At 60.6% G+C, this 23667-nt stretch carries 19 protein-coding genes and 1 pseudogene; 14 read left to right on the top strand and 6 right to left on the bottom strand.

The annotated features are described in order from the left end of the window. Window positions 1-60 precede the first annotated feature (60 nt). Window positions 61-3339 (bottom strand): DUF5107 domain-containing protein, encoded by a 3279-nt coding sequence (locus KW821_RS21820; protein WP_218290715.1) that lies wholly within the window; start codon window positions 3337-3339, stop codon window positions 61-63. 119 nt (window positions 3340-3458) lie between these two features. On the opposite strand from KW821_RS21820, the gene KW821_RS05620 reads away from it, so the two are divergent. The 10 genes and pseudogenes from KW821_RS05620 to KW821_RS05580 all read left to right on the top strand — a co-directional run bounded on the left by KW821_RS05620 (window position 3459) and on the right by KW821_RS05580 (window position 15732). After that, the gene (locus KW821_RS05620; protein WP_256353329.1) at window positions 3459-4673 is read left to right on the top strand and encodes an ROK family transcriptional regulator; all 1215 of its coding nucleotides are present in this window, start codon (window positions 3459-3461) and stop codon (window positions 4671-4673) included. Window positions 4674-4846: 173 nt separating this feature from the next. Beyond that, complete coding sequence (locus KW821_RS05615; protein ID WP_218290714.1) at window positions 4847-5128, top strand: hypothetical protein; 282 nt, start codon at window positions 4847-4849, stop codon at window positions 5126-5128. Between the two features lie 504 nt (window positions 5129-5632). Beyond that, window positions 5633-6181 carry a hypothetical protein gene (locus KW821_RS05610; protein ID WP_218290713.1) on the top strand — a complete coding sequence of 183 codons (549 nt, stop codon included), beginning with the start codon at window positions 5633-5635 and terminating at the stop codon, window positions 6179-6181. Between the two features lie 65 nt (window positions 6182-6246). Continuing rightward, window positions 6247-7041: a hypothetical protein gene (locus KW821_RS05605; RefSeq protein ID WP_218290712.1), complete on the top strand. Its 795-nt coding sequence runs from the start codon at window positions 6247-6249 to the stop codon at window positions 7039-7041. A gap of 526 nt (window positions 7042-7567) precedes the next feature. Beyond that, the gene (locus KW821_RS05600; RefSeq protein ID WP_218290711.1) at window positions 7568-8026 is read left to right on the top strand and encodes a GNAT family N-acetyltransferase; all 459 of its coding nucleotides are present in this window, start codon (window positions 7568-7570) and stop codon (window positions 8024-8026) included. Between the two features lie 444 nt (window positions 8027-8470). Continuing rightward, complete coding sequence (locus KW821_RS05595; RefSeq protein WP_218290710.1) at window positions 8471-10375, top strand: fructose-specific PTS transporter subunit EIIC; 1905 nt, start codon at window positions 8471-8473, stop codon at window positions 10373-10375. Window positions 10376-10825: 450 nt separating this feature from the next. Further along, complete coding sequence (gene uhpT, locus KW821_RS05590) at window positions 10826-12232, top strand: hexose-6-phosphate:phosphate antiporter (RefSeq protein WP_218290709.1); 1407 nt, start codon at window positions 10826-10828, stop codon at window positions 12230-12232. A gap of 302 nt (window positions 12233-12534) precedes the next feature. Continuing rightward, window positions 12535-12705, top strand: a pseudogene (locus KW821_RS21665) (IS3 family transposase); the annotation flags it as partial. Window positions 12706-12745: 40 nt separating this feature from the next. Beyond that, complete coding sequence (locus KW821_RS05585) at window positions 12746-14224, top strand: DUF1254 domain-containing protein (protein ID WP_218290708.1); 1479 nt, start codon at window positions 12746-12748, stop codon at window positions 14222-14224. 17 nt (window positions 14225-14241) lie between these two features. Next, the gene (locus KW821_RS05580; RefSeq protein ID WP_218290707.1) at window positions 14242-15732 is read left to right on the top strand and encodes a DUF1254 domain-containing protein; all 1491 of its coding nucleotides are present in this window, start codon (window positions 14242-14244) and stop codon (window positions 15730-15732) included. 195 nt (window positions 15733-15927) lie between these two features. On the opposite strand, the gene KW821_RS05575 is transcribed toward KW821_RS05580, so the two are convergent. Further along, a complete protein-coding gene (locus KW821_RS05575; RefSeq protein ID WP_042652564.1) occupies window positions 15928-16359 on the bottom strand; it encodes a GNAT family N-acetyltransferase in 432 nt (143 codons plus the stop codon). A gap of 181 nt (window positions 16360-16540) precedes the next feature. Between KW821_RS05575 and KW821_RS05570 the strand changes: the two genes are divergently transcribed. Next, window positions 16541-17041, top strand: coding sequence for an SRPBCC domain-containing protein (locus KW821_RS05570; RefSeq protein WP_042652565.1), 501 nt, complete (start codon window positions 16541-16543; stop codon window positions 17039-17041). Between the two features lie 72 nt (window positions 17042-17113). On the opposite strand, the gene KW821_RS05565 is transcribed toward KW821_RS05570, so the two are convergent. Then, on the bottom strand, window positions 17114-17620 hold the full coding sequence (locus tag KW821_RS05565; protein WP_042652566.1) for a GNAT family N-acetyltransferase: 507 nt from the start codon (window positions 17618-17620) through the stop codon (window positions 17114-17116). A gap of 144 nt (window positions 17621-17764) precedes the next feature. Next, complete coding sequence (locus KW821_RS05560) at window positions 17765-19021, bottom strand: GNAT family N-acetyltransferase (protein WP_218290706.1); 1257 nt, start codon at window positions 19019-19021, stop codon at window positions 17765-17767. A 311-nt stretch (window positions 19022-19332) separates the two neighbouring features. Between KW821_RS05560 and KW821_RS05555 the strand changes: the two genes are divergently transcribed. From KW821_RS05555 to KW821_RS05545, 3 genes are read left to right on the top strand one after another with little or no spacing between them, the layout of a single operon-like run. Continuing rightward, window positions 19333-20151 carry a DUF3100 domain-containing protein gene (locus KW821_RS05555; RefSeq protein WP_218290705.1) on the top strand — a complete coding sequence of 273 codons (819 nt, stop codon included), beginning with the start codon at window positions 19333-19335 and terminating at the stop codon, window positions 20149-20151. After that, window positions 20148-20597 carry a hypothetical protein gene (locus KW821_RS05550; RefSeq protein ID WP_042652568.1) on the top strand — a complete coding sequence of 150 codons (450 nt, stop codon included), beginning with the start codon at window positions 20148-20150 and terminating at the stop codon, window positions 20595-20597. The genes KW821_RS05555 and KW821_RS05550 overlap by 4 nt, the downstream gene beginning before the upstream one ends. Continuing rightward, on the top strand, window positions 20597-21778 hold the full coding sequence (locus KW821_RS05545; RefSeq protein WP_218290704.1) for a M20 family metallopeptidase: 1182 nt from the start codon (window positions 20597-20599) through the stop codon (window positions 21776-21778). The genes KW821_RS05550 and KW821_RS05545 overlap by 1 nt, the downstream gene beginning before the upstream one ends. A gap of 207 nt (window positions 21779-21985) precedes the next feature. Here KW821_RS05545 and KW821_RS05540 read toward each other — a convergent pair whose 3' ends face one another. Both KW821_RS05540 and pdxH read right to left on the bottom strand, forming a co-directional pair. After that, window positions 21986-22945 carry a LysR substrate-binding domain-containing protein gene (locus tag KW821_RS05540; RefSeq protein WP_218290703.1) on the bottom strand — a complete coding sequence of 320 codons (960 nt, stop codon included), beginning with the start codon at window positions 22943-22945 and terminating at the stop codon, window positions 21986-21988. After that, complete coding sequence (gene pdxH, locus KW821_RS05535) at window positions 22945-23583, bottom strand: pyridoxamine 5'-phosphate oxidase (protein ID WP_042652571.1); 639 nt, start codon at window positions 23581-23583, stop codon at window positions 22945-22947. Before pdxH ends, KW821_RS05540 begins: the two co-directional genes overlap by 1 nt. Window positions 23584-23667: the final 84 nt, after the last annotated feature.

The following is a 23667-nucleotide window of genomic DNA, read 5'->3' as shown; positions in this document are numbered from 1 at the left end:
GCTATCTTGTGATTGTAGGGTACTGGGGCGCTCCGCACCGTGGCGGAGCGCCGGTTTTTGTTATGAGTGGAGCTGAGATTGGCGGCAGAGCAGGCTGAACAGGTGCCCCTTGTCATGGGCCGGGTTCAGGGCGAGCAGCTCGCGCAGGCTCTGCTCGCCGCGCGCTTGCTCCCCCAGCCCCAGCTGGCCGAGGGCCAGCACCAGCAGGCAGTGCTGGCGGTGTTTGTGCTGGGGATCGTCGTCGAGCACGATGAGATCGGGCAGGGAGACGGCGAAGAAATCCGCCCCGACCCGCTCGTCCATGGCCTGCCCGGCCCAGGCCACCATGCCCTCAAACAGACGCTGCGCCTCCTGCTTGTGACCGAGGCGGGCCAGCGCCATGCCCCGATAGAAGAGGTAATCCACCGGCTGATCGTTGTAGTAACGGCTGGCCCCCAGCTCCCCTTGGCCGAGGCAGGCCTGATGCAGGCATTGTTCGGCCAGACTCTGCTGGTCGCAGGCGAGGTGGCAGAGCGCCAGCAGGTAGTGGATGTCGTTGTCGCTCTGCCCCACCAGGCGCCCCTCTCCCAGGTTGAGGGGATAGTGCAGCGCCTGCTGCAGCAGCGGGATGGCCTGCTCATGCTGCCCTTGCGCCATCAGTGCCAGTGCCCGGCGCTGCTGGTTGATGAGGTACTGGCCGGTGACCCTGCCCTCTCCCCCTTCCCAGGGGTGGAACTGGCGCAGCCGCAAGATCTCGGCCGCCGCCTCCAGTCGACCCTCGATGTGCTGGAGACTGAGTAGCTCGGCGGTCAGATCGTCGCGCTTGAGGGCCACCTCCCGGTGTGCCTCCAGCAGCGCCAACCGCTCGGCGGGTGCCATGGCCAGGCGCTTGTGCAGCTGATCCAGCTCGAACAGCAGGCGGGCATCGTCCGGCTTGAGCGCGAAGGCGCGACTCAGGCACTGCTCGGCCGCCGCCAGATCGCCGCTCTTGTTGAAGTGATAAATGCCGAGGTTGCGCCAGGCAGGGGCAAACCCCGGGGTCTGCTCGCATACCCCTTGCCACAGGGCGATGGCCGGCTCATAGCGGCGCTTGCTGTAGTGGAAGCAGCCGAGCAGGTAGCGGGCGAAACCGCTGTGGGGCAGCCGCTCGAGCATGGCCACCTCCCCCAGGGTGTTGGGGAAGCGCACCTTGCTGGCAAAGGCCCGCTCGGCCCGTTGCAGCAGCCCCTCTTGTTGCTCCCCTGCCGGCAGCAGGCTGGCCTGGAACAGCAGTGGCAGGCTCTCCTCCACCGGCAGTGCCACCAGCAGCGCCATCGCCAGCTCGGGACGACCCAGCTCCAGCAGGTTGCTCGCCAGGAAGCAGAGGTTCACCCCACGCCCATTGCACAGGGCCCGCAGCGCCTCGAGATCCACCGCCTGCTCGCTCCCCTGCCAACGCAGGAAGGCCAGCTGATAGTGGAGCGGGTAACGGACTCGCTGCTCGTCTATGTAGGCGAGGGCCGCCTCCCGCTCGCCGCACTCCAGCAGCGCCAGCCCCTTGAGGGCGATGGCGCCGTAGTGGGTACCGTTGACCGCCAGGCTGCGCTCGACAAATTGCAGCGCCTGCACCGGATCGCGGCGCACCATGGCGATGCGGGCCAGGCCGAGGAAGCCGGCATCCCGGCCGTTGCCGCTCCAGGTCGCCTTGTGGAAGTCGTCGAAGGCGGCGTCCAGCAGGCCTTGGCGCTCCTCGATATGGGCGCGCAGCAGGCTGGCCTTGCCGCACTGGGGGTTCTTGTTGAGGCGGTGGGCCCGGGTCAGCGCCTGGTTGGCATACGCCAGCGCCTGCTCATAGTTGGCGCGGTTGTATTCCAGCGTCGCCAGCGCCAGGTTGCAGCGATAGTCGCCCCCGTCCAGCGCCAGCGCCCGCAGGTAGTAGTCAAAGGGGGAGCGGCTGGCGTGCAGGTACTGCTCCAGGTGCTGGCCGATGAAGTAGAGCTCATCGACCGAGTCGAGATCCGCCGCGGCCAAGGGCGCCGAGGCCGGATCCGGCAAGGCCTCGCCGGCCGGCTGATGCTCGAGATAGCTCAGCACCGGCTGGCCCTGCTCATCCAGCAGGCGCACTTGCAGGCGCCCCTCACCGGTGAGGGCGAACGGCTCAAGCCAGGCCTGACCCGGTTGCAGATCGAGGGACTGACTGAGCAGCACACCGCCCTCGTCACTCACCTCTAAGCGCGCTCCGCACAGCGGCGCCACCGCGTAGACGCCGCACAGCAGCCCGTCATCGGTGCGCTCGAGCTTGATGGCGGCGCGGGTGTTGGCGTTTTGCAGGGTGCCCAGGGTGTTGTAGGGCAGGAAGTTCTGGACGAACACCTTCTCCTCCCCCGCATCCAGCCAGGTGAAGTCAGGCTGGTTGTCGGTGTAGACCCCGGTCATCAGCTCGATGTAGGGGCCGTTGTCGTCGGTCAGGTTGCGATCCCAGGCCAGGCCAAAGTCGCAGTTGCCCCAGCTCCACTGCTTCTTGCCGGGGGAGACGTGGTGATCCGCCACGTGCAGCAGGCCGCCCCGCTCGCCATGGCAATAGGCGCCGACGAAGTCGTAGTCGGACTTGTCCGCCATGTAGGAGGTGGGCACCGGGATGTTGCGGTAGCGGGAGATGTCGACCCCGGCGGAGTAATCCACCTTGTAGTAGGTGCCGCGGGCGATGGGGAAGGCGCTCACGTCGCGCTTGCCGTGGTCATAGACGGCGGTGACATCCGGCGGGAAGACGCTCTGGTGATCGTCCCCGCCCTTGACGGCCGGGTTGGACCACCAGAGGAAGTGGCGCGGGGTGTCGTTGCCGTTGAACACCTTGCCGGTGATCTCGATCAGCGCCTTGTCCGGGTAGAGCGTGAAGCCGGCCATCACCTGCAGGCCGCGCATCGCCTCCACCTCGCCGAGCCAGACGGTCTTGGCGCCGCCCTCCCGCTCCTGGATGCTGACATCCACCGGCATGAAGGTGGTGGGCCTGTGGTGCTGGGGCCAGTTGAACTCGATGCCGCCGGAGATCCAGGGCCCCACCAGCCCCACCAGCGCCGGCTTGATCACCTCGTTGTAGTAGACAAAGTCGCGCTGCATCACCTTGTCGTAGGCGCGGTGGATGCGACCCCCGAGCTCCGGCAGCAGCATCACCTTGATGAAGTCGTTCTCCAGCCAGACCGCCTGATAGGACTTCATCTGCTTCTGACCGGTGAGGGTGTCGATCACCCCATAGGGATAGACGGCCCCCGAGGAGCCCTGATAGACCCGCTTCTCGAGAAACATGGGGTTGGGATCTTCGGCACCGACCTCGTAGGTCGGCAGGGTGACGGCTTCGACCCAGACTCTTACATCAGCTCTCATCAATCTCGCCTCATTCAACATTTATTAGTAAACGTTTGGATGAGGCCAGTTTAGAATGGTCATTACAGCGATTTTTGCTTAAAGATCACGCAATACAGTAAGCGGAGTTTAGTGAACAGATGATCGTCGGCCTGAACAACCAGAAAGTCCGCCACCACAACAAACAGGTGTTGCTGGCGCTGCTCTACCAGCTCAAGGAGGCGAGCAAGTCCACCCTGGCCCGCCACTGCGAGCTCTCCATCCCGGCGGTCAGCAAGATCCTCGACGAGCTGGTGGCCGATGGCGCCATCAGCCACAGCGAGCAGAACCTCTCCCTGCGTGGCATCAACGGCGGCAGCTACCGCATCGCCAGCGGCAAGGGGGCCATCCTCTGCCTCAACATCAGCCCCACCAGCCTGGAGAGCATACTGGTGGACAACCTGATCACCCCGCTGGATGAGTTCAGTGGCCAGAAGATAGCGCCGCAGACCCCGGATGAGCTGCTGCGCCTGATCGAGGCGCACTACTACCAGCACAAGCGCCGTCACAAGGGCCTGACGATCCGGCTGGCGCTGGCGGTGCACGGCCAGGTCAACCCGGCCACCGGGGTCTCCCAGACCATGCCGCAGGCCCCCTGGCACGCGCCGGTCGAGCTCAAGTACCTGCTGGAGGAGCGCCTCGGCTGCGAGGTGATGGTGGACAACGACTGCATCATGCTGGCGCTGGCCCAGAAGTGGCAGGGCCGGGAGAGTAGCGGGGATTTTTGCGTCATCAACGTCGACTACGGCATCGGCTCCGCCTTCATCATCAACGGCCAGATCTACCGGGGCGCCCTGTTTGGCAGCGGCCAGATAGGTCACACCATCATCAACCCGGATGGCAGCGCCTGTGCCTGTGGCCGCTACGGCTGCCTGGAGACGGTCGCCTCGCTGTTTGCCATCAAGAAACGGGCGAGGGTCTTTCTCAAGCAGCAAGCCAGCGCCGACAACCCGGCGCCGGCGGGCGGGGAGCTCGACACGGCCCAGTTGCTCGCGCTCTACCATCAGGGGGATGCCATGATCCGCGCCCTGGTGGACGAAGGGGCCCGCGCCATTGGCCTGAGCCTCTACAACTTTCTCAATATCCTCAACATCAACCGCATCTACCTGTATGGCCGCAGCTGCGACTTCGGCGAGCCCTGGCTGCAGACCATCATCAGCCAGACCGGCGCCAACCCCTTCGATTGCAGCGATGCGGTCAATGCGACCCAGCTGCGCTTCGGCGAGCTCAACCGCGCCCAGCAGGTGATGGGCATCGGCTATCTCTACGTGGAGCGGGCGCTGGCGCGGCGTGATGCGGCAGGCTTTAGCCAGTGACGCCCCTTGCCCCGACAGATGATACTGATTTCAATCAGGGAAACTTGCCGCCCTTTCCCCCGGCAGATAAAAAGTGAGCCCGCTCCCGATTGCAGAACTCCGTATGGGGAGTATGAGAGCCAAGTGGAGAGGAATATGATGGGCGCACCATCCAGAACAGGAGCCAGCGCATTGTGACAGCCCAGCGTGAACAGCAAAAACAGAGTGAACAGCAGGAGCAGAGCGAAATCCATCGCTGCGACAAGTGCGGTGAGCGCACCCGCCATATAGTGGTGCTGGTCGCCCGCGACCACAGTCAGGACATCATGCCCAAAGACCCGCGCAAGGCCTTCTGGCAAGCCTTTCGCACCAGCACCCTCACCAACTGGGCATTCGGCTCGACCCTGGCCTATCAGACCACCCATGTGCGCCACCTTATCTGCGAGCGCTGCGGCGAGAAATTTCTCGAGTATTGAGCCCTGTTCCTAGCGCCGGATCGCTGAGCGGCTGGCGCCTCTGCGGTAACTCGAGTCAGCCCCGCCAATTCCGCGCTGGCCGCCCCCCTGAACAAGCCATTTGTTGATCCCGAGCCGGTTTTTATCGGTTCCCTGTGTTGCTACCGCACCGCTTTGATTAAGATGTTCCACTTGGCTACCAATGCCTTTGTGGAGTCGCATCCATGACACGGATCTATTACGCCATTTCAGGTCAATCGCAGATGAAAAGCAGCAAGTTGGAGGCTGAGATCCAGGGGCGGTAGCTTAGTCTGATAAAAGGTGAAGGTCTTGAATATGTCTTCGCGAAAGTCCGATTACGCTGCGCTAATCGAACCTACGACTCTTGCCAGTCTCGTGTATTGGGCTTCTCAAGCCCAATACATAAATTATTTGCGTTGGTTCTGAACGAAGTTAAATCCATTTCTCACATATTAACTGCATCGCAGGTACATAAGTAATAATATACAAAATGAGACTCTCTTAATGAACAAAACATTAATCACTACATGCTTTCTGATATTGTCGGGATACAGCTATTTTTCGCTAGGAAACGAAATAAACACCAATGTTGCTCAAACGCAGAACTTGATCACACAACCTCACTCCGAGGACTATCCTGCACCACCTATTTATAAAGGTAAACCGGCAAAACTGTCGCTTGATTCGGAATTGGCTAAGACATTTCGCACCAGACTTACAGCAGCCTTGTCACAAGATCCATTTTATGCTGGGGAATATGTCAGGACTGGCTGGGGATGTGGTTCCTCCGGTTGCTATTATGAAGTACTTTTAAACAAGCGCACCGGTAAGGTACTTGAGACAACATTCAGTGCTTATAATGTACAGGACACGATTAGCGGCGATGATATTCGTGTGGGTGAATGGATTGGAACTGCAAATATTGATAGTCGTCTACTCACAACAACCGAAGTACAAGAGAGTAATGATGGAAAATCGTTCATATCCTTCACTAAATTTTACCTCATCAACAATGGTAAACTTGAGCTTATAAAAATGGTTCAGGATCAATAACACGATACTGAGATAGCTGTCGTGACTTTCTATTCTTCAAACCTTTTTAAATATGAGTTACCAAGATGCACGTTTTTATTTCTATTATATTGTTCTTATTTTTCTTTCCTGTTTATGCAAAAACATTAAAAACACTACCCCTGGTTGATGGCAAGCAAGTTAGTATTGTTAAAGAAAAAGAGTGTTATTATTGGCATGAAGATGAGGGAAATAAAAAACCATTGGCCTGTGTTGATGATGAGCTGGAGTCAGGTTTCACCATCAAAGATTATAATTTTGATGGTTACCAAGATATTTCCATCTACAACGCTCTCGGAATGGTAAACAATATCTACTACATTTTTATTTATGATTATAAAAGTAAAGAGTTTAAGAAAATAAAGATAGCCAATCCAACTAAGCCTATATCAGCTTGTGGTGAGTTTTATAACTTAGATGTTCAGCCCAAGACCCTCACACTATTCAGTACCTGCCGGTCAGGTCCTGTCTGGTATTACGACTTATATAGATACAACGATCAGGGTGAGCTCTGGCTATATAAAACAACAGAATATCAGATTCAAAATTCAGAAATAGATACTTTCCCTCTTTACGAGATCACATTCAATCAAAATGGAGAGCAACTGGACAAGGTTGCGATTGATTTTGATGGAAAGAAATTCATATGGTCAATCAAAGCCGAGAAGGTTTTTCTCTACTTTTCTCCTGAAAAAAAATCGAAAACAAAAGCCTACCTTATTCGTAATGACAAGGTAGAGATTCTAGCTCAAAAAGATGACTGGATTCAAATTCGTTACGCCTCGAGAAAAGGGCCACTGGTTAGCTGGCTTTCTCTTGTTGAAGCAACGAGAGAGGGATAAATCCACATATTTTTATTCACAATCTCAGCGCCGACTTACAGACTGCGTAGATTGGTGCTGACCGAGCTAAGCACAACTTTACCGTGAAACACCAGGCCGATGAGCTCCCATCTTTAGAGCTTCACAAATATCAACACAATAACTATTAACATAACGAATCGATATTAAAATGAACCTACACGAATAAACTAAAAAACCTGAAAATAGTTTTATCGTCAGTTTAAACCCGATCTGACCATTACGGCGCCTATCGACCTACTCTCTGCATTTATCTAGCATAACTCCCATATTTGGTTGTTCTCGTCAGAGGCCGGTCGCTGCTACCTCGTTATTATTCTCTGCACCTCTATTTATACTAGAATGGCGTGACTCATTCATCGCCATATAAACAAGCGAAAGAAAGTGGGGCTCAATGGAGGGATTCGCGGGTAACAAGAAAAGGGATTATCACACAATCATAGAACATCACAGGGAACAACAAGTACAGCGCATTGCACCACAATTCTCACAAACGGATTAAGAGAAGATGCAAATAAGAAAAGCCAGCCATCATGAACTGGATACTATCTATCTTATGGGTTTCGATGTTTGGGGTGAGGGTCTGTCTCGAGATGAATATCTTGCTGGTTGTCAAAGCAGCAAGAAATACCAGTCCGGTGTTTGGTATGTATTGGTTGTCGATGAAAAGCCGGTCTCTTCCCTTATCGTCTATAGCGACCTATTTGGCCTCGGCCAGGGTTGTTTTGGTATCGGCTCCCTGGCAACGGATCCGGCGATGAGAGGAAAGGGTTTTGGCTCCCAGCTGCTGCGCGGCGTGACAGAAAAGCTCCTGAACGCTCCAGAGGCCATCGCCACTTTTCTGCATGCGGATATCGACCATCACTACTACGAGAAGTTGGGGTATCAGCGCATCCAGAGTGGTGATTGCATGTTCTTCTCTCTCAGACACCCACACTATGCGGGTGTGCCGCCCAGCTACTTTTAACCCGCCATCCATATGGCTATCCCCTCGATGGCCTGCGACTTTTCTCCAGCTTGCTCTCCCCTATCCTCCCCTGATGGTCGTCATTTATGTGCGCTGGCTCACAGCCTGCCGACTCCTTTCATCTCACAAATTTACAGAAGAGGCTTCTCTCTCCAGCTCCCACTGGTAAGGCCACATCTATCCAACCACAAAAAAACAGCGACTAACCTAATGATTTAATGCATAAAAATACGAAACGCATACGCCTCACGCTCAATCTATCACTTTGAGATCCTGCTCACACTCGGGATTTTACCGCACAAAAATCCAGTGATTCGCATATTTGTCCGATAGGGCGGTTGACACCGTGCCGCCATAATATGAGTGTCAATTTTGTCCGCATGCCCCGACCCGTCAACGGGCGTCGGCATGCCAACAGGCTTCATCAAGGAGCGGGAGAGCGCCATGATCACCACACTGATCAACGAACATCTGATCAATCTCGATTTAAAAGCGACGCGCAAGGAAGAGGTCTTCAGCGAGATGGCCCGCCTGCTGGTCGCCCAGGGCAAGGTCAGCGACGAGCAGCAGTTCATCAAGGACCTGTGGGCCCGGGAAGAGCTGGACAACACCGGCTTCGAGGAGGGCGTTGCCCTGCCCCACGCCAAGAGCGCGGCGGTGAGCACCCCTGCGGTGGCCATCGGCATCAGCCGCGCCGGTATCGATTACGGCGCCGAGGATGGCAAGCCGTCCCGACTGTTCTTCATGATTGCCTCCCCGGCCGGCGGTGCCAATCACCATATCGAGGTGCTGGCCGAGCTCTCCGCCAAGCTGATCGAAGAGGGTTTCATCGCCAAGTTGCTGGCCGCCAAGACCTCCGCCGAGGCGCTGGCCCTGCTGCTTGAGCGCAAGGAGGAGCAGGCCGCCCCCGCCCCCGACAAGGGCTTCATCATCGGCGTCACCGGCTGCCCGGCCGGCATAGCCCACACCTATCTGGCTGCCGAGTCACTGGAGCGCGCCGCCAAGGAGCTGGGGTACGAGGTGAAGGTGGAGACCAATGGCTCCATCGGCGTCAAGAACAGCCCGACCGCGGCCGAGATAGCCCGCGCCAGCGCCATCGTGGTGGCCTGTGACAAGCAGGTGGACATGGCCCGCTTCAACGGCAAGCCGCTGATCAAGACCGGGGTCAAGGCTCCCATCAAGGATGGCAAGGGGCTGATCGAACAGGCCCTGAAGGCCCCCGCCTATGTGGCCGACAAGGAGGATAAGAAAGGGGAAGAGCAGAGTGCGGGCGGCAGCGCGGATCTCTATCGCTACCTGATGAACGGCGTCTCCCACATGATCCCGTTTGTCGTCACGGGTGGTTTGCTGATCGCCCTGGCGCTCGCCATCGGTGGCGACCCGACCCCGAGCGGCATGCAGATCCCGGCAGGCAGCATGTGGAACCAGATCCTCAACGTCGGCGTGGCCGCCTTCACCCTGATGATCCCCATCCTGGCCGGTTATATCGCCTACGCCATCGGTGATCGCCCCGCCCTGGCCCCGGGCTTTATCGGTGGCTGGATCGCCAACAACGGCAGCTTCTACGGCGCCGACGCCGGTACCGGCTTCATCGGTGCCATCATCGCTGGCCTCCTGGTCGGTTATCTGGTGCGCTGGATCGCCACCCGTCACTACCACAAGATGGTGCAGCCGCTGGTGCCGATCCTGATCGCCCCCATCGTCGGTTCCCTGTTTATCGCCGCCGTCTTCATCTTCATCATCGGTGCCCCCATCGCCGACATGATGACAGGCCTCAACGCCATGCTGCTCTCCATGAGCGGTGGCAGCCTGGTGCTGCTGGGCATAGTGCTCGGCGGTATGGCGGGCTTTGACATGGGTGGCCCGGTCAACAAGGTGGCCTTCCTGTTCTCGGTCGGCATGATAGCCTCCGGCCAGACCCAGTTCATGGGCGCCATGGCCTGTGCCATCCCGGCCGCACCGCTCGGCATGTCGCTGGCCACAGTGCTCGGTCGCAAGCTGGGGATCTTCGATGCCTCCGAAATCGAGGCGGGCAAGGCCGCCGGTGCCATGGGCCTGGTGGGGATCTCCGAAGGCGCCATCCCATTCGCCGCCCGTGACCCGCTCGCCGTCATTCCGGCCAACATACTGGGCAGCATGACCGCCGCCGTGATGGCCTTCCTGTTTGGCATCACCAACAGCGTGGCCCACGGTGGCCCCATCGTTGCCCTGCTCGGCGCCGTCAACAAGCCGCTGCTGGCGCTGCTCTGCATGATCTGCGGCGCCATCGTCACCGGCGTCACCGCCGTCGCCCTCAAGAAACTGCGGGTGAAGAAGACAGACGAAGTGCAGCTGGCCAAGGCCGCCTGAGTCAGGGCGTCACGCCCTCAGTGACGTCCCCGAGTAAACCAAGAGGCCACCGCAAGGTGGCCTCTTTCATTGCATCCCCGCCCCCCTGAACCCCCGCACTTACATGCTCCCGACCGCCAAAACCGTCACCACCAGAGCGGCGATGGCGTGATCCCCTTCACACTTCATGGTCAACCGCCGCCAAACTAGGAAATTTTCTTAAGCCCACTAGGGATGGCTCTCACGCCATCCGCGCCGCGCCTCATTACAGTCGGCTCACCTGATGTAGTAACCCGCCCCTCGCACTGGCGCAGGGCTTGGCATGGGTTCAATCGACAGGGCGGCGAAGCGCACAGTCCGCGCCTTCCCTGTTGTCCTTTCCGTGGCGCGACCTCCCATAACAGATTGAATTATTTCAATACACAAATGAGGGGCGCGGCGGAAACACCGACTATCTCGCAGAGGATGAATATGTTGGATTTTCTCAAGCAGGTGCGGGTCCCGACCCTGGACTTGCCGGTCGCAGCCCGGCGCAAACTCTGGTTCAAGCCCTTTATGCAATCCTATCTGGTTGTATTCATTGGCTATCTGACCATGTATCTGATCCGCAAGAACTTCAACATTGCGCAGAATGACATGATCCAGGAGTACGGTCTCTCCATGACCGAGCTCGGCATGATAGGCCTTGGCTTCTCCATCACCTACGGGGTGGGCAAGACGGTCGTCTCCTACTATGCCGACGGCAAGAACACCAAGCAGTTCCTGCCGCTGATGCTGATCCTCTCCGCCCTCTGCATGCTCGGCTTCAGTGCCAGCATGGGGGGCACCGGGTTCAGCCTCTACTTCATGATCTTCTTCTATGCGCTGAGCGGCTTCTTCCAGAGCTGTGGCGGCTCCTGCAGCTACTCCACCATCACCAAGTGGACTCCCCGCAACAAGCGCGGCACCTACCTCGGCATGTGGAACCTCTCCCACAACGTGGGCGGCGCCGGTGCGGCCGGTGTGGCGCTGTTCGGTGCCAACTACCTGTTCGATGGCAACGTGCTCGGCATGTTTATCTTCCCGTCCATCATCGCCCTCATCGTCGGCTTCGTCGGCCTGCGTTTCGGCAGCGACTCGCCGGAAGCCTATGGTCTGGGCAAGGTGGAGGAGCTGTTTGACGAGGTGGCCAGCGAAGAAGATATCGCCACCGAGGAGCAGAAGCTGACCAAGGGTCAGATCTTCGTGAAGTACGTGCTGATGAACAAGGTGATCTGGCTGCTCTGCTTTGCCAACATCTTCCTCTATGTGGTGCGCATCGGCATCGACCAGTGGTCCACCGTCTACGCCCACCAGGAGCTCGGCTTCTCCAAGGAAGTCGCCATCCAGGGCTTCACCTTCTTCGAAGTGGGCGCCCTGGTCGGTACCCTGATGTGGGGTTATCTCTCCGATCTGGCGAACGGTCGCCGCGGTCTGGTGGCCTGCGTGGCACTGGCGCTGATCATCGCGACCCTGGGTCTCTACCAGCACGCCACCACCCAGTTCATGTTCCTGGGCTCCCTGTTCACCCTGGGCTTCCTGGTGTTCGGTCCGCAGCTGCTGATCGGCGTCGCCGCCGTGGGCTTCGTACCGAAACAGGGCATCAGCGTGGCCGATGGCGTCAAGGGCACCTTCGCCTATCTCATCGGTGACAGCTTCGCCAAGCTGGGTCTTGGCATGATCGCCGATGGCACCCCCATCTTCGGCCTGACCGGCTGGACCGGCACCTTCGCCGCTCTGGACATGGCCGCCGCCGCCTGCCTGGTGCTGATGGCCTGCGTGGCCGTGGCCGAGGAGCGCAAGATCCGCCGCATCAAACGCGAACTGCGCGCCGCCGAACTGGCGACCCAGTCCGCCTGATAGACACAACAGGTTCCACTCCGTAGTGTGCATTCGGCCCGCCCTTTGGTGGGCCGTTTTTTCAGGTCCGGGCCCAACAACCTGTCGAGAGGCTCACCTTGGAACAGACCACGCTGAAACCGCCATTCTGGAACGCCCGCCCTTCATCATCTTCACTCTCTCCTCCCACCGCGCACCTTGTGCCAGCCGCATAAGCTCACTGCCCCCTATCCCATCATCTCGCTTACCGCTCAGCGGCCGACTCGCTGTGATTGCCTCCACTGTCATGCCACGACACCACGCGGCCGGCCAAGGCTTTGTGGATACTCAAGCGAGAGCGTACGGCTCGCTGTACAGGGCGTACACTGGATGAGGCTGATACAGACCTGTTTGATTACATTGAATGCTTTCACAACCCAGGAATGCGTCGTAGAGTTGCAAGTCAGGCTCAGATGTTAACAATTTTATTACAGCCGTCCGTAGCAACAGGGTAGCCAACCTGCATCGGTGACCACCATCAAGAAAGGATGCTTTATGAATCGATTGCCCCATCGCCAGTCCCTCTTCGCGCTAACCCTCCTGACCACGCTCACGACCACGGCCTTGTGGGCCACGCCTGGCTACGCCGCCGAAGCCGCCACCGCCGGGCCTGTGACCGGGCCCGTGGCTGATACCAAGGTGACCGAGGCCTACGTGCGGATGATGGCCCGCGAGGCGTACTTCTGGGGCTGGCCAATGGCCAATATCTTCAATCGGCGCCAGGCCTTCAAAGACCTGCCCGAGCCTGGCTTGATGGGCGGTATAGTCCCAGTGGCCCCGATCAATCAGCTATCCCTGCTCAGTGACTACATAGATCCGGCCGAACGGCTGGTGGCCTGCCCGAACCAGGATGTGGTGTACGGCGCCGGCAGCATCGCCCTGGACCTCGAGCCTGTGGTGCTGCAAGTGCCGGATTTCGGCAGCCGCTTCTGGGTGTATCAGGTGGTGGACCTGCGCTCCGACAGTTTCGCCGAACTCGGCAAGATGTATGACACAAAACCGGGCTTCTACCTGCTGGTGGGCCCGGACTGGCAAGGCAAGGTGCCGGCCGGCATCACCAAGGTGTTCCGCGCGCGCACCAACACAGGTTTCGTGATCCCCCGGGTGTTCCAGGACGACTCCGACGCCGACCGCAAGGCCATACAGCCGGCGCTGGCCGGCATCGACATGTACCCGCTGTCCAAGTACGACGGCAAGGTCAAGAGCCGTGACTGGGCCAAGCTGCCGAAATTCCCGGCCCAGGCCGCCGCAGGCAACGGTGAAACCAAGTGGGTGATGCCGGAGAAGTTCTTCGACGAGCTGCCGGCCCTGCTCAAGGACGCCAAGCCCTTGCCCGGGGAGGAGGCCCGTTACGCACAGATGGCCGCCCTGGCGGCCATCGCCAAGGCCGACCCCAGGCTCAAGGCGGCGATGATCGATGAGGCGAAGAGAGCCGACAGCGAGGTGATAGACCCCCTGCTGCAGTTCCGCAACTATGGCCTGCAGCTACCCCATCACTGGAGCACCATCAGCAACGGCGCGGCGTTCGGCACCGATTATTTCAGCCGTACCGCAGTGGCGCGTTCGAACATCTTCGTCAACCAGCAGAAAGAGACCAAGTACTTCTACCAGGATCTGGACAAGGCGGGCACCCGTCTCAATGGCCAGCACGGCTACAGCGTGACCTTCGCGAAGGGCAAGCTGCCCCCGGTGCAAGGCTTCTGGTCGCTGACGCTCTACAACGCACAGCATTTCTTCGCGCCCAATGATCTCAAGCGCTACTCCATCGGCACCAAGAACAAATCCCTGAAAGCCAATGCCGACGGCTCGCTGACGATCTATGTGCAGAGCACATCGCCGGGCAAGGACAAGGAGAGCAACTGGTTGCCTGCCCCCAAGGGCGCCGACTTCTCGCTCTACATTCGTGCCTACTGGCCCCAGGCCGAGGCGCTCGACGGTCAATGGACCCCGCCACCCGTGGTGAAAGCCAACTGATGAAAAGGACCTCAAGCATGAACACCGTAGGGAAGACACTCATCGCGCTGGCCCTTGGCATCTCGGCCAGCGTCGCCGCCCAGGCCGCCACCCGCTATGAACAGCTGGCCAACCTGCCGTTCGCCGGGGGTTATCCCACCCAGGAAGGCGTGGCTCAGCTCAAGAACGAATTGCTGTTCCAGCGCGCCGTGCAGTCTTACATCTGGGCCCTGCCGGCACTGAACATGTACGCCATGAAGGAAGGCTCGGAGAACGCGTTCGGCGCCGGCTACAACGTGTTGCCTATCTGGAAGGACAGGCTCAACGCCAAGACGCTGGTGACCACCCCGAACTCCGACGTGATCTATGCCATGGGCTATCTGGATCTGAAGAAGGAGGGCCCCATGGTGATCGAGGTGCCGCCTGGATTGCAGGGCATCCTCGATGACTTCTTCCAGCGCCCGATCTGCTCGGAAGGCATGATTGACGGCCGCCAATGGTGCGGCGATGTCGGCTTGCCCGGGCCGGACGGAGGCAAGGGCGCCCAGTATCTGGTGCTGCCGCCAGACTACGAGGGCGAGGTGCCCTCAGGCTACCTGACCTTCCGTTCCCGCACCTACGGCGTGTTTGTGTTCTGGCGCGGCTTCTTCAAGGATCCGAAGCAGCTAGAGGGGCCGGTCAAGGTCATGGAGCAGACCCGCATCTACCCCCTCGGCAAGGCCGCCACGGCCAAGGCGATGGTGTTCCCGAACGCCTCTAACGTCCCGGTCAACATGCTCTACCCCACAGATGGCCGCGCGTTCGACATGCTGTCGCGCTTCATCGACCACGAATACGTCGACCCGCAGGACATGGAGATGCGTGGCATGCTCGCCGCGCTCGGCATCGTCAAGGGCAAGCCATTCCAGCCGGATACGGCCACCCGCGACCTGCTGGACAAGGCGGCGAAAACCGCCAGCAAGATCGGCCACGCCATTTCCTACACCCCGCAAACCATCGAGACCAATGGCACCTGGTACCCGGATCGCAAGTGGCTGAACGTGTTCCCCGGCAACGCCACCTTCACCGCCGACACCTTCAACTACATAGATCCGCGCACCGGCTTCTTCACCAATGCCTACTCGGCCAGTCCCGGCATGGCGGCGAACATGGAGAATGTCGGGGCCAAGTACCCGGCCACCTTCGTCGATGACAAGGGCGAGTTCCTCTCGGGCAGCAACAGCTACAGGGTCAATCTGCCCAAGGGCATTCCGGCGGCGCTGTTCTGGTCGGTGACCGCGTATGACTCGATCACGGCCTCGGGCCTGGACAACGGCCAGCCATTCCCCTCCCTGAATGCCATGGACAAGCCACTGGTCAATGCCGATGGCTCGACCGATGTGTATTTCGGCCCGAACTCGCCGGGTGAGGGCAAGAACTGGATCCGCACCCTGCCCGGCAAAGGCTTCTTCGTGATCCTGCGGCTGTACGGCCCGACCAAGGCCTTCTTCGACAAGGCGTGGAAACCCAGCGACTTGCAGAAGCAGTAAGGCGGGAGACCCCGGGGCGAGGTGGGCGCGGGTGCGTTCACCTCACTACCGGTGATGGTTGGCACGATGCCACCTAGCGCCGCTAGCCTTGAGTCCAGGTAATGGAAACCGTCAGATCGAAGGTAAATAAATGAAAAAGGCCACTTCATGCGAAGTGGCCTTTTTTCTGCGAACCCGTGGCAGACGCTACGGCGACTAATCGTCGGCTGACAACACCAGCCGGCGCCAGGGCCCGGTGATGTCGCAGTCGCCCGTCTCGTCCGTATTCTGCCAGCCGAGGCGGTGATAAAACGCCAGCGCCGTGGTGTTGCGGCTGGCCACCTTGAGGGACGCCGGCTTGGCATGCCCGGCCAACCCCTGCGCCAGCAAGGCGCGCCCCAGGCCCTGTCCGTGCCAGTCGGCCACCACGTAGAGGTGATGCACGAAGCTCTCTTCGCCCCAGATGGAGATGAAGCCGCAGGGGGCGCCCCCTTGCTCGGCCACCCAGATCTGCTCACCCCGGGTCTGTTCGGCAAAGTCACTCAGCAGGAACAGGGAGGGCTCGACCCAGTGAAAGGCCTGGCGCCGCCCCTTGAGGAACAGCTGTGCCAGCAGGGGGGCATCCGTGTCTCGCATCATTCTGATCATGAAGGCTTCCTTAATTTCCTTGAGCACAGATGCCCACTCTCGATGGATCTCGCCGCCATGTCAAATGGCGGGAATGGACCCACTCGAACATAGATGGTGTGATGCAGGGCTGCCTATTTTATCGCCTGAGGGGCTATACTGCCTGAGTTCCATCCATGACTGATTTGAGGTTTACCGACTTATGGATAACAAGCAGATTGAAGGCAGCATCCTGGTGCCGGCTCACATCGACGACGTCTGGCGGGCCTGGACGACCGAGAGTGGCCTGCGCAGTTTCCTGGCCCCGGAATGCCTGATGGTCCCGGAACCGAATGGCCCGTTCGAGATCTATTTCAGACCGGATGCGCCCCTGGGCGAGCGTGGCAGCGAAGGCTGCCGGGTGATGGCGGTGATGCCCCATGATCTGCTCAGCTTCAGCTGGAATTTCCCTTCCCAGTTTCCCCATATCCGCCAACAGAAGACCCTGGTCAGCCTGCGCTTCGTGCCGGAGGGTCAGGGCACCCGGCTCCATTTTTTGCAGACCGGCTGGGCCAATGATCCGGACTGGGATCTGGGCTATGACTATTTCAGGGAGGAGTGGCTGGAGATCAACCTGCCCAGGCTGCAATACCGCTTCACCCACGGCCCCATCGACTGGAACTGTCCGCCCAACAAGCAGCAGCTGAAATCCCTGGCCCAGTGAGCCGGCACCAGCGCCCCCGAACAAGATGAAAAAGGACCCTTTACGGGTCCTTTTTCAGGTCGAATGCGTCGGTTATTCCACCGGTTCCTCATCAAACAGGGGATGATAGAGCACCTCGCCCTCCATGCCGGCGAGGCCACCTGGCTGCAGCTCCATCGCCATGAAGCAGTCGGCGGGCACCTCGTAGATGCAGCGCAGGCCGAAGTCGCTGGCCGGCCGGAAGCCGAAACGGCCGTAATAGGTCGGGTCACCGAGCACCACCACCGCCTTCCAGTCCATCTCGAGCGCCGTATCGAGCCCCTCTCGCACCAGATCCGAACCTATGCCCTGTCCCTGCCAGTCCGGGTGCACGGCAACCGGCGCAAGCCCGAGCCAGGGACCTTCCTGACCGTTAATGGTGATCGGGCTCAGCATCAGGTGCCCCATGAACTCATACTCTTCCTCTTCGACCATGGTCACCACGGCGGCGCCACACTCGCGCAGGCGATTGACCAGTTCGGCCTCGTCGCTACGGCCAAAGGCGGCGCTCACCAGCTCATAGACCGGCAACATGTCACCGGGGCGCTCGGTTCTCAGCATACAGCGTTACTCCTCGTACGGCAGGACACCCATTATTTCACAGAAGCGGCGGCCACTTTGAATGGCTTTGTCCGAAAATGGGAGGACGGACTCAGGAAAACGATTAGCGAGGGGACCGAACGGTGCAAAACCGCCACTCCCGCATCATATGGGGAGGCTCCCGCTCCCACCGATCTGCGCGCGGATAAGCCGATGCAGATAGGCGAGCCCCAGCTCCCCCCGATCCTTGAGCAACACCCCACCCAGATGGGAGCCTCGCGCCAGCTGGTCCCCCTCCAGCCAGGAGAGAGGGTGACGGCGGGCCACCAGCTCAATACCATCCTGCCACAGAGGCTCGCCGCCCGCGCGCGGATCATTCGTGAAGAGGGCCAGCTCCAGCGCGCCGCCCGCTTCCCCCCTGGCCCAGGCCCCATGCAGTATGGCCACAACCACGCGCCTGTCCGCGAGCCAGGGCGCCAATTTCGCCCGAATGTCGTCGGGCAACCGGGGGGCGCGATTCAGCCGCCAGTGACTCAGCTCGCAGGGGTAGCGATCCGTCCCCGGCCGTAGCCCGCAATAGTGCATGCCGAGCTTGGCCATCACCCGACCCGAGGCCAGGTTGGCCGGCATGTGGCGGGCGGTCAGGGCCGGCAACTGCCGCTGCTCGAAGGCAAAGTCCCTGACCAGCCGCGCCGCCCGGGTGGCCAGCCCGCGGTTTTGCCAGGGCACGCCCACCCACCAGGCCAGCTCACCGTTCCAGTGCAGGGAGATCACCCCGAGCAGGGGGGCCAGCTCATCCTCTGGATCCAGCGTCAGGGCCCAGGTCCAGCCCATGCCGAGCGCCCCCTTGCGGTCACTCAGGGCGAGCCAGTCGCGGGCACTCTCCGCAGGATAGGGATGCGGGATATTGAGGGTGTAACGGGCGAGCGCCGCATCCGAGCAGTAGCGTACTATGTCGGCCTCATCCTCGGCCCGCAGTGGCCGCAGCACCAAGCGAGAGGCCGGATCGGACGATGGCTCATGCAATGTGGGGATGCACAGGCGCCGCGCGAGCAACCGCTGCAGCACATCGTCCAGCTCGTCGTCCGCGCTCAGTCGCAGATCCGCGCCGCTGGGGCCCAGGGTGAGCAGGCCGCTCTCCTTGGCCAGGGTCAGCAGGACGGAGGAGGCGCTGATCAGGATCTGGCGACTCGGGTCGGCATAGACGGCCGCCCCGTCCCCCTCCAGCCAGCTCGCGAGCAAGGCACTGGCCGTGAGGATGCCATCGGGTGGGCTGTCCGCCCAGGGCGCGGCCAGGCTCCAGGGCTGGCGCTCGGCCCGCTTGCCGAGCAGCAGCTGCCAGCGGTGCCCTTGTCGCTGCCACTCCTGCAATGGCGCCCGCCAGTGGGGTTGCCAGAGCTCCCCCTCGATCAACAACTCCATCCTACCCCCATCCTACCCCCATCCTCTCTCGAGCGACCCGGCGCACCGGCCTGATCCGAACCCAGCAGTATGCCCATCTCCGGCAGCCATGCCCAGCCCAGGCGCCCTTTTCGCTCATGCGGTGCAACTCACTGATCATGCACTGTTAATCCATGTGCTTATCAGGGTTAAACGGCATACCCCATGAAAAAATGCCATATGTCCGGCTTGATGAACGTCACATTAATGGCCCCCCTCCCTTCCTATCATGCCCCCATCATGCACCCGCCAGCGCCGGTCATGACAGCCAACGCATAACAAGAGACAACACTATGCAGCAAACCAGTCCCCTCAAAACGGTGGTGGTCAGTACCCTGGCCACCGCCCTGCTGATCTTCGTGGCCCAATACCTGATAGGGAAACAAGAGATCAAGATCGGCATCGCCATCATCCCCATTCTGCCCATGCTGTTCGCCGTCATCATCGGCATGATCATCTCGGCCAAGCCCATCAAGGATCGCATCCCCGGCTGGAGGAAGCTCTTCACCGCCAGGGAAGAGGGCTTCTGCGGCAAGATGGTGGGCTTCAGCCTGCTGATCCTCGGCACCCAGTATGCCGGTATGATCATCCCCAACCTCAAGCTGATCCTGAGCGTCGGGGTGCCCCTCTTCCTGCAGGAGATCGGCAACCTGCTGCCCATCCTCATCGCCATCCCGCTGGCGGTGAAGTTCGGCTTCGGTCGCCGCGCCATCGGGGCCTGTTCCTCCATCAGCCGTGAGCCATCGGTCGCGGTGATCCAGGGCAAGTTCGGTACCGGCTCCCAGGAGTACATAGGCGTGCTCGCCATCTACCTGTGCGGCTCCGTCATCGGCACCCTCTGGTTCAGCGTGCTCGGCAGCATAGCCCCGCTCACCGGTCTGCACCCGCTGGCCCTGGCCGCCGGCTCCGGGGTCGGCTCCGGCTCCATGCTGAGCGCAGCCTCCGGCGCCCTCATCAACGGCCTCGACGAGGCGATGGCCCAACAGGTGCTGAGCATAGCCGCCGCCTCCAACCTGCTCTCCTCCGCCCTGGGCGCGCTCTCCCTCACCTATCTGGGGCTGCCGCTTGCCGAGAAGATCTTCGCCATGTCCTCCAAAGGAGAAGCCCAATGAAAAGCATCGTGATGGATATGCGCTTCGTCTTCCTGGCGATCCTGCTGGCCATGTTTACCCAGACCCTGACCACTGGCCTGCCCCTGTACGAGATGGGTGACAGCTTCGTCGCCATGGCGCTGGTGGTGTTCGTCTCCCTGGTGGCCAAGCGCTACCTGCCCTCCTCCCTGCCGGCCTTTGCCTATGCCACCATCATCGGCATTCTCATCTGCCTGCCGGAAACCCCGGTGCGCGGCCTGTTCATCGACGCGGTGGCGAAGATCTCCTTCCTCTCCTGCTGCGTGCCGCTCTTGGCCTTCGCCGGCCTCTCCGTGGGCGGTCAGCTCGAAGAGCTCAAGAAGATGTCGTGGAAGGTGATCCTCATCTTCATGATCGTCTCCACCTGCTGTTTCTTCGGCGCCTCGCTGGTTGCCCAACTCGGCTTCTCCATTCAAGGGATCATCTGATGCACCACTACCAAATAGAACCTGAGCTGCTTGCCCTGCGTGACTTCAGCCACGAGGTGCGCCACCACCTGCACCGTATCCCGGAGTACTCGGGCGCCGAGTTCAAGACCTCGGCCTACTGCCGCGAGCTGATGAGCGAGTTCGGCTACCGGATCACCGACTATCCTGGCTTCACCGGTTTCCACGGCGATCTCGCCGTCGACCCCAGCCTGCCCACCATCGCCTTTCGCGCCGACATGGACGGCCTGGAGATGCACGACATGAGTGAGGTGGCGTTCAAGTCCACCCACGAGGGGATGGCCCACAACTGCGGCCACGACTCCCACATGGCGATCGCGCTGACCACGGCGAAATTCCTGGCCCAGCACAGGGAGCGGCTGCGCTACAACGTGCGCATCATCTTCCAGATGGCCGAGGAGGACATGCGGGTGCCGGGCGCCGAGAAGATGGTCGAGCTCGGCTGCATGAAGGGGGTGGACGAGATCTACGCGCTGCACAACGATGGCGCCATGGAGACAGGTACCATCAAGTTCAACCAGGGGGTCATGTCCTCCTGGGGCTCGGCCTGGACCCTGGAGGTGCACGGCATCTCCGCCCACGGCTCGACCCCCCACAAGGGGCTGGACGCCATCCGCGAGGCGGTGCGCATCATAGAGGACATGGACTACATAGTCGCCAAGCGCACCAGTCCGTTCAGCCCGGCGGTGTTCGGCTGCGGCATGATCAACGGCGGCACCATCCCCAATGCGGTCGCCGATCACGTGCAGGCCCGTGGCACCATCCGCGCCATGGATGCGGAGACCGACCAGATCCTGAAAAACAGCTTCAAGGACATCGTCGCCCAGAGCGAGCTGCGCGGCTTCAAGACCAGCATGGTCTATGCCGGCTATCCGGCGGTCGAGAACCATGCCCTGGCCTGCCAGCGCCTGCAACAGGCCGCCGCCAGCGTGCTGCCCGCCGAGGGCATCAACGGTCAGGGCCAGCCCATGACCGGCAGCGAGGACTTCAGCTACATGATCAACGCCACGCCGGATCGCAAGGGGGCCATGTTCTTCCTCGGCAGCGGCTGCCAGGCCAAGGGGATCTGCAACTATCTGCACGCCAACCCCTACTACCTGGACGATGACTGCCTGCTGATCGGGGCCCAGATCTTTGTCAATCTGGCGACCCGAAACGCCTGACCATCGACAGCACGCGTCTGGCCAGGCCAGGGGGATCTGCAACTACCTGGATGCCAATCCCCCTACTACCTGGACGATGATTGCCTGCTGATCGGGGCCCAGATATTTGTCAATCTGGCGACCAAGGCAGCCTGAACCTGCTGACTGATGTAAAAAAAGAGAGGCCAATGGCCTCTCTTTTTTATGGGTCACCACTCGGACATGACATCACAACCAGGGCAGGGTCGCCATGTTGCCCGCCGCCGGCTGATTGATGAGCGACAGCTGCACCGTCTCGCGGCTCACGTGGGGGGCGTAGAGGTGGATGAAGTCGTACATGTAGTCGCGCAGGTGGGCATGTCTGCGCAGGCAGACATGGGCCGTGCTGGAGGCGATCAGGTGATCGATGTTGAGGCTGACCAGGCTCTCCCTGTCCGCCTCGTCGAAAGCCGAGGTGGCGATCACCCCCACCCCCATGCCGAGCCGCACATAGTGCTTGATGATGTCGGTGTCGGTGGCCGTCAGCACGATGCGGGGGCTGAGGCCATGACGGCCGAATGCCTTGTCCATCTTGGAGTTGCCGGTGAAGCCGAACACATAGGTGATGAGGGGATAACGGGCCAAGTCCGCCATGGCGAGCGGCTGGCACGCGATCAGCGGGTGACCGTGCGGCACCACCACGCTGCGGCCCCAGCGATAGCAGGGCACGGCGGCCAGCTCGTCGAACAGGTGCATGGATTCGGTGGCGATGGCCATCTCCACGTCCCCGTTCTGCACCATCTGCGCCAGCTGGGCTGGCGCCCCCTGATGCAGGTGGATGCTGACTTCGGGATAGCGGTGGGAGAACTCGGTGATCACCGCCGGCAGCTTGTAGCGCGCCATGGTGTGGGTAGTGGCGATGCGCAGCACGCCGCTGGTGGCCAGCTGTTCCCGCACCGAGAGCTGACCTATCTGATCGACCTGGGCCACCACCCCCTTGGCAAGCTCCATCACCTGCTCCCCCATCCGGGTCAGGCCGATCAGGTTCTTGCCCTTGCGGGTGAAGAGCGCCAGCCCCAGCTCGTCTTCCAGCATCTTCATCTGCTTGCTGAGGGTCGGCTGGGAGGTGTAGAGCTTCTCCGCCGTCGCCGAGATGTTGAAGTTGTTCTTCACTATCTCGGTGAAGTTCTTGAGCCGGGCTATGTTCATCAGGGCGCCAGCCGCTCTATATGCCAGCCAGCTCCTTCCCGGCTGTAGTAGAAGCGATCGTGCAGCCGGTGCGCACCACCCTGCCAGAATTCCACCGTATCGATGACCACCCGGTAGCCGCCCCAGAAGCTCGGCAGCGGCACCTCACCCTTGGCAAACTTCTGCTTCAACTCGAGAAACTTCGCCTCCAGCACGCCGCGGGCGGAGATCCGTGATGACTGCTGCGAGACCCAGGCCGCTATCTGGCTGTCCTTGGGACGGCTGTGGAAATACTTCATCACCTCCAGGGTGCCGAGCTTCTCCACCCGGCCGGTGACGTGCACCTGGCGGTCCAGGGTGTGCCAGGGGAAGTGCAGGCTGATGCGGGGGTTGCCTTCCAGCTGCGCCGCCTTGCGGCTGCCCATGTTGGTGTAGAACACCATGCCCTGGGCATCGTAGTGCTTGAGCAGCACGGTGCGCTGCCAGGGTTGCCCCTCGGCATCCACGGTCGCCACCACCATGGCGGTCGGGTCGGTCAGCTTGGCCTCGCACGCCTGAGCCAGCCACTTCTCGAACAACTCCAGCGGCAGGGCCGGCAGATCGGCCCGGTGCAATCCGCCCCTTGTGTATTCGCGGCGCAGATCGGCAACATCCATCATCTTGATTTTCCTTCTCTCTTTCCCGCCAAGGCGGCTATGAAGGCATTGTGCGACGAGCGGGCCATGGGTACAAGTCCGGCGGCG

This window comes from Aeromonas sp. sif2416 (assembly GCF_019218665.1).
In the GTDB taxonomy this organism is placed as follows: domain Bacteria; phylum Pseudomonadota; class Gammaproteobacteria; order Enterobacterales; family Aeromonadaceae; genus Aeromonas; species Aeromonas encheleia.
Note: the sequence above shows the minus strand (reverse complement) of the source record. Positions and strands in the feature narration are given on the sequence as shown.

Coding starts and splice junctions, on each gene's coding strand:
- KW821_RS21820 (WP_218290715.1), bottom strand. CDS start 3,339: ATGAGAGCTGATGTAAGAGTCTGGGTCGAAGCCGTCACCCTGCCGACC.
- KW821_RS05620 (WP_256353329.1), top strand. CDS start 3,459: ATGATCGTCGGCCTGAACAACCAGAAAGTCCGCCACCACAACAAACAG.
- KW821_RS05610 (WP_218290713.1), top strand. CDS start 5,633: ATGAACAAAACATTAATCACTACATGCTTTCTGATATTGTCGGGATAC.
- KW821_RS05605 (WP_218290712.1), top strand. CDS start 6,247: ATGCACGTTTTTATTTCTATTATATTGTTCTTATTTTTCTTTCCTGTT.
- KW821_RS05600 (WP_218290711.1), top strand. CDS start 7,568: ATGCAAATAAGAAAAGCCAGCCATCATGAACTGGATACTATCTATCTT.
- KW821_RS05595 (WP_218290710.1), top strand. CDS start 8,471: ATGATCACCACACTGATCAACGAACATCTGATCAATCTCGATTTAAAA.
- uhpT (WP_218290709.1), top strand. CDS start 10,826: ATGTTGGATTTTCTCAAGCAGGTGCGGGTCCCGACCCTGGACTTGCCG.
- KW821_RS05585 (WP_218290708.1), top strand. CDS start 12,746: ATGAATCGATTGCCCCATCGCCAGTCCCTCTTCGCGCTAACCCTCCTG.
- KW821_RS05580 (WP_218290707.1), top strand. CDS start 14,242: ATGAACACCGTAGGGAAGACACTCATCGCGCTGGCCCTTGGCATCTCG.
- KW821_RS05575 (WP_042652564.1), bottom strand. CDS start 16,359: ATGATCAGAATGATGCGAGACACGGATGCCCCCCTGCTGGCACAGCTG.
- KW821_RS05570 (WP_042652565.1), top strand. CDS start 16,541: ATGGATAACAAGCAGATTGAAGGCAGCATCCTGGTGCCGGCTCACATC.
- KW821_RS05565 (WP_042652566.1), bottom strand. CDS start 17,620: ATGCTGAGAACCGAGCGCCCCGGTGACATGTTGCCGGTCTATGAGCTG.
- KW821_RS05560 (WP_218290706.1), bottom strand. CDS start 19,021: ATGGAGTTGTTGATCGAGGGGGAGCTCTGGCAACCCCACTGGCGGGCG.
- KW821_RS05555 (WP_218290705.1), top strand. CDS start 19,333: ATGCAGCAAACCAGTCCCCTCAAAACGGTGGTGGTCAGTACCCTGGCC.
- KW821_RS05550 (WP_042652568.1), top strand. CDS start 20,148: ATGAAAAGCATCGTGATGGATATGCGCTTCGTCTTCCTGGCGATCCTG.
- KW821_RS05545 (WP_218290704.1), top strand. CDS start 20,597: ATGCACCACTACCAAATAGAACCTGAGCTGCTTGCCCTGCGTGACTTC.
- KW821_RS05540 (WP_218290703.1), bottom strand. CDS start 22,945: ATGAACATAGCCCGGCTCAAGAACTTCACCGAGATAGTGAAGAACAAC.
- pdxH (WP_042652571.1), bottom strand. CDS start 23,583: ATGATGGATGTTGCCGATCTGCGCCGCGAATACACAAGGGGCGGATTG.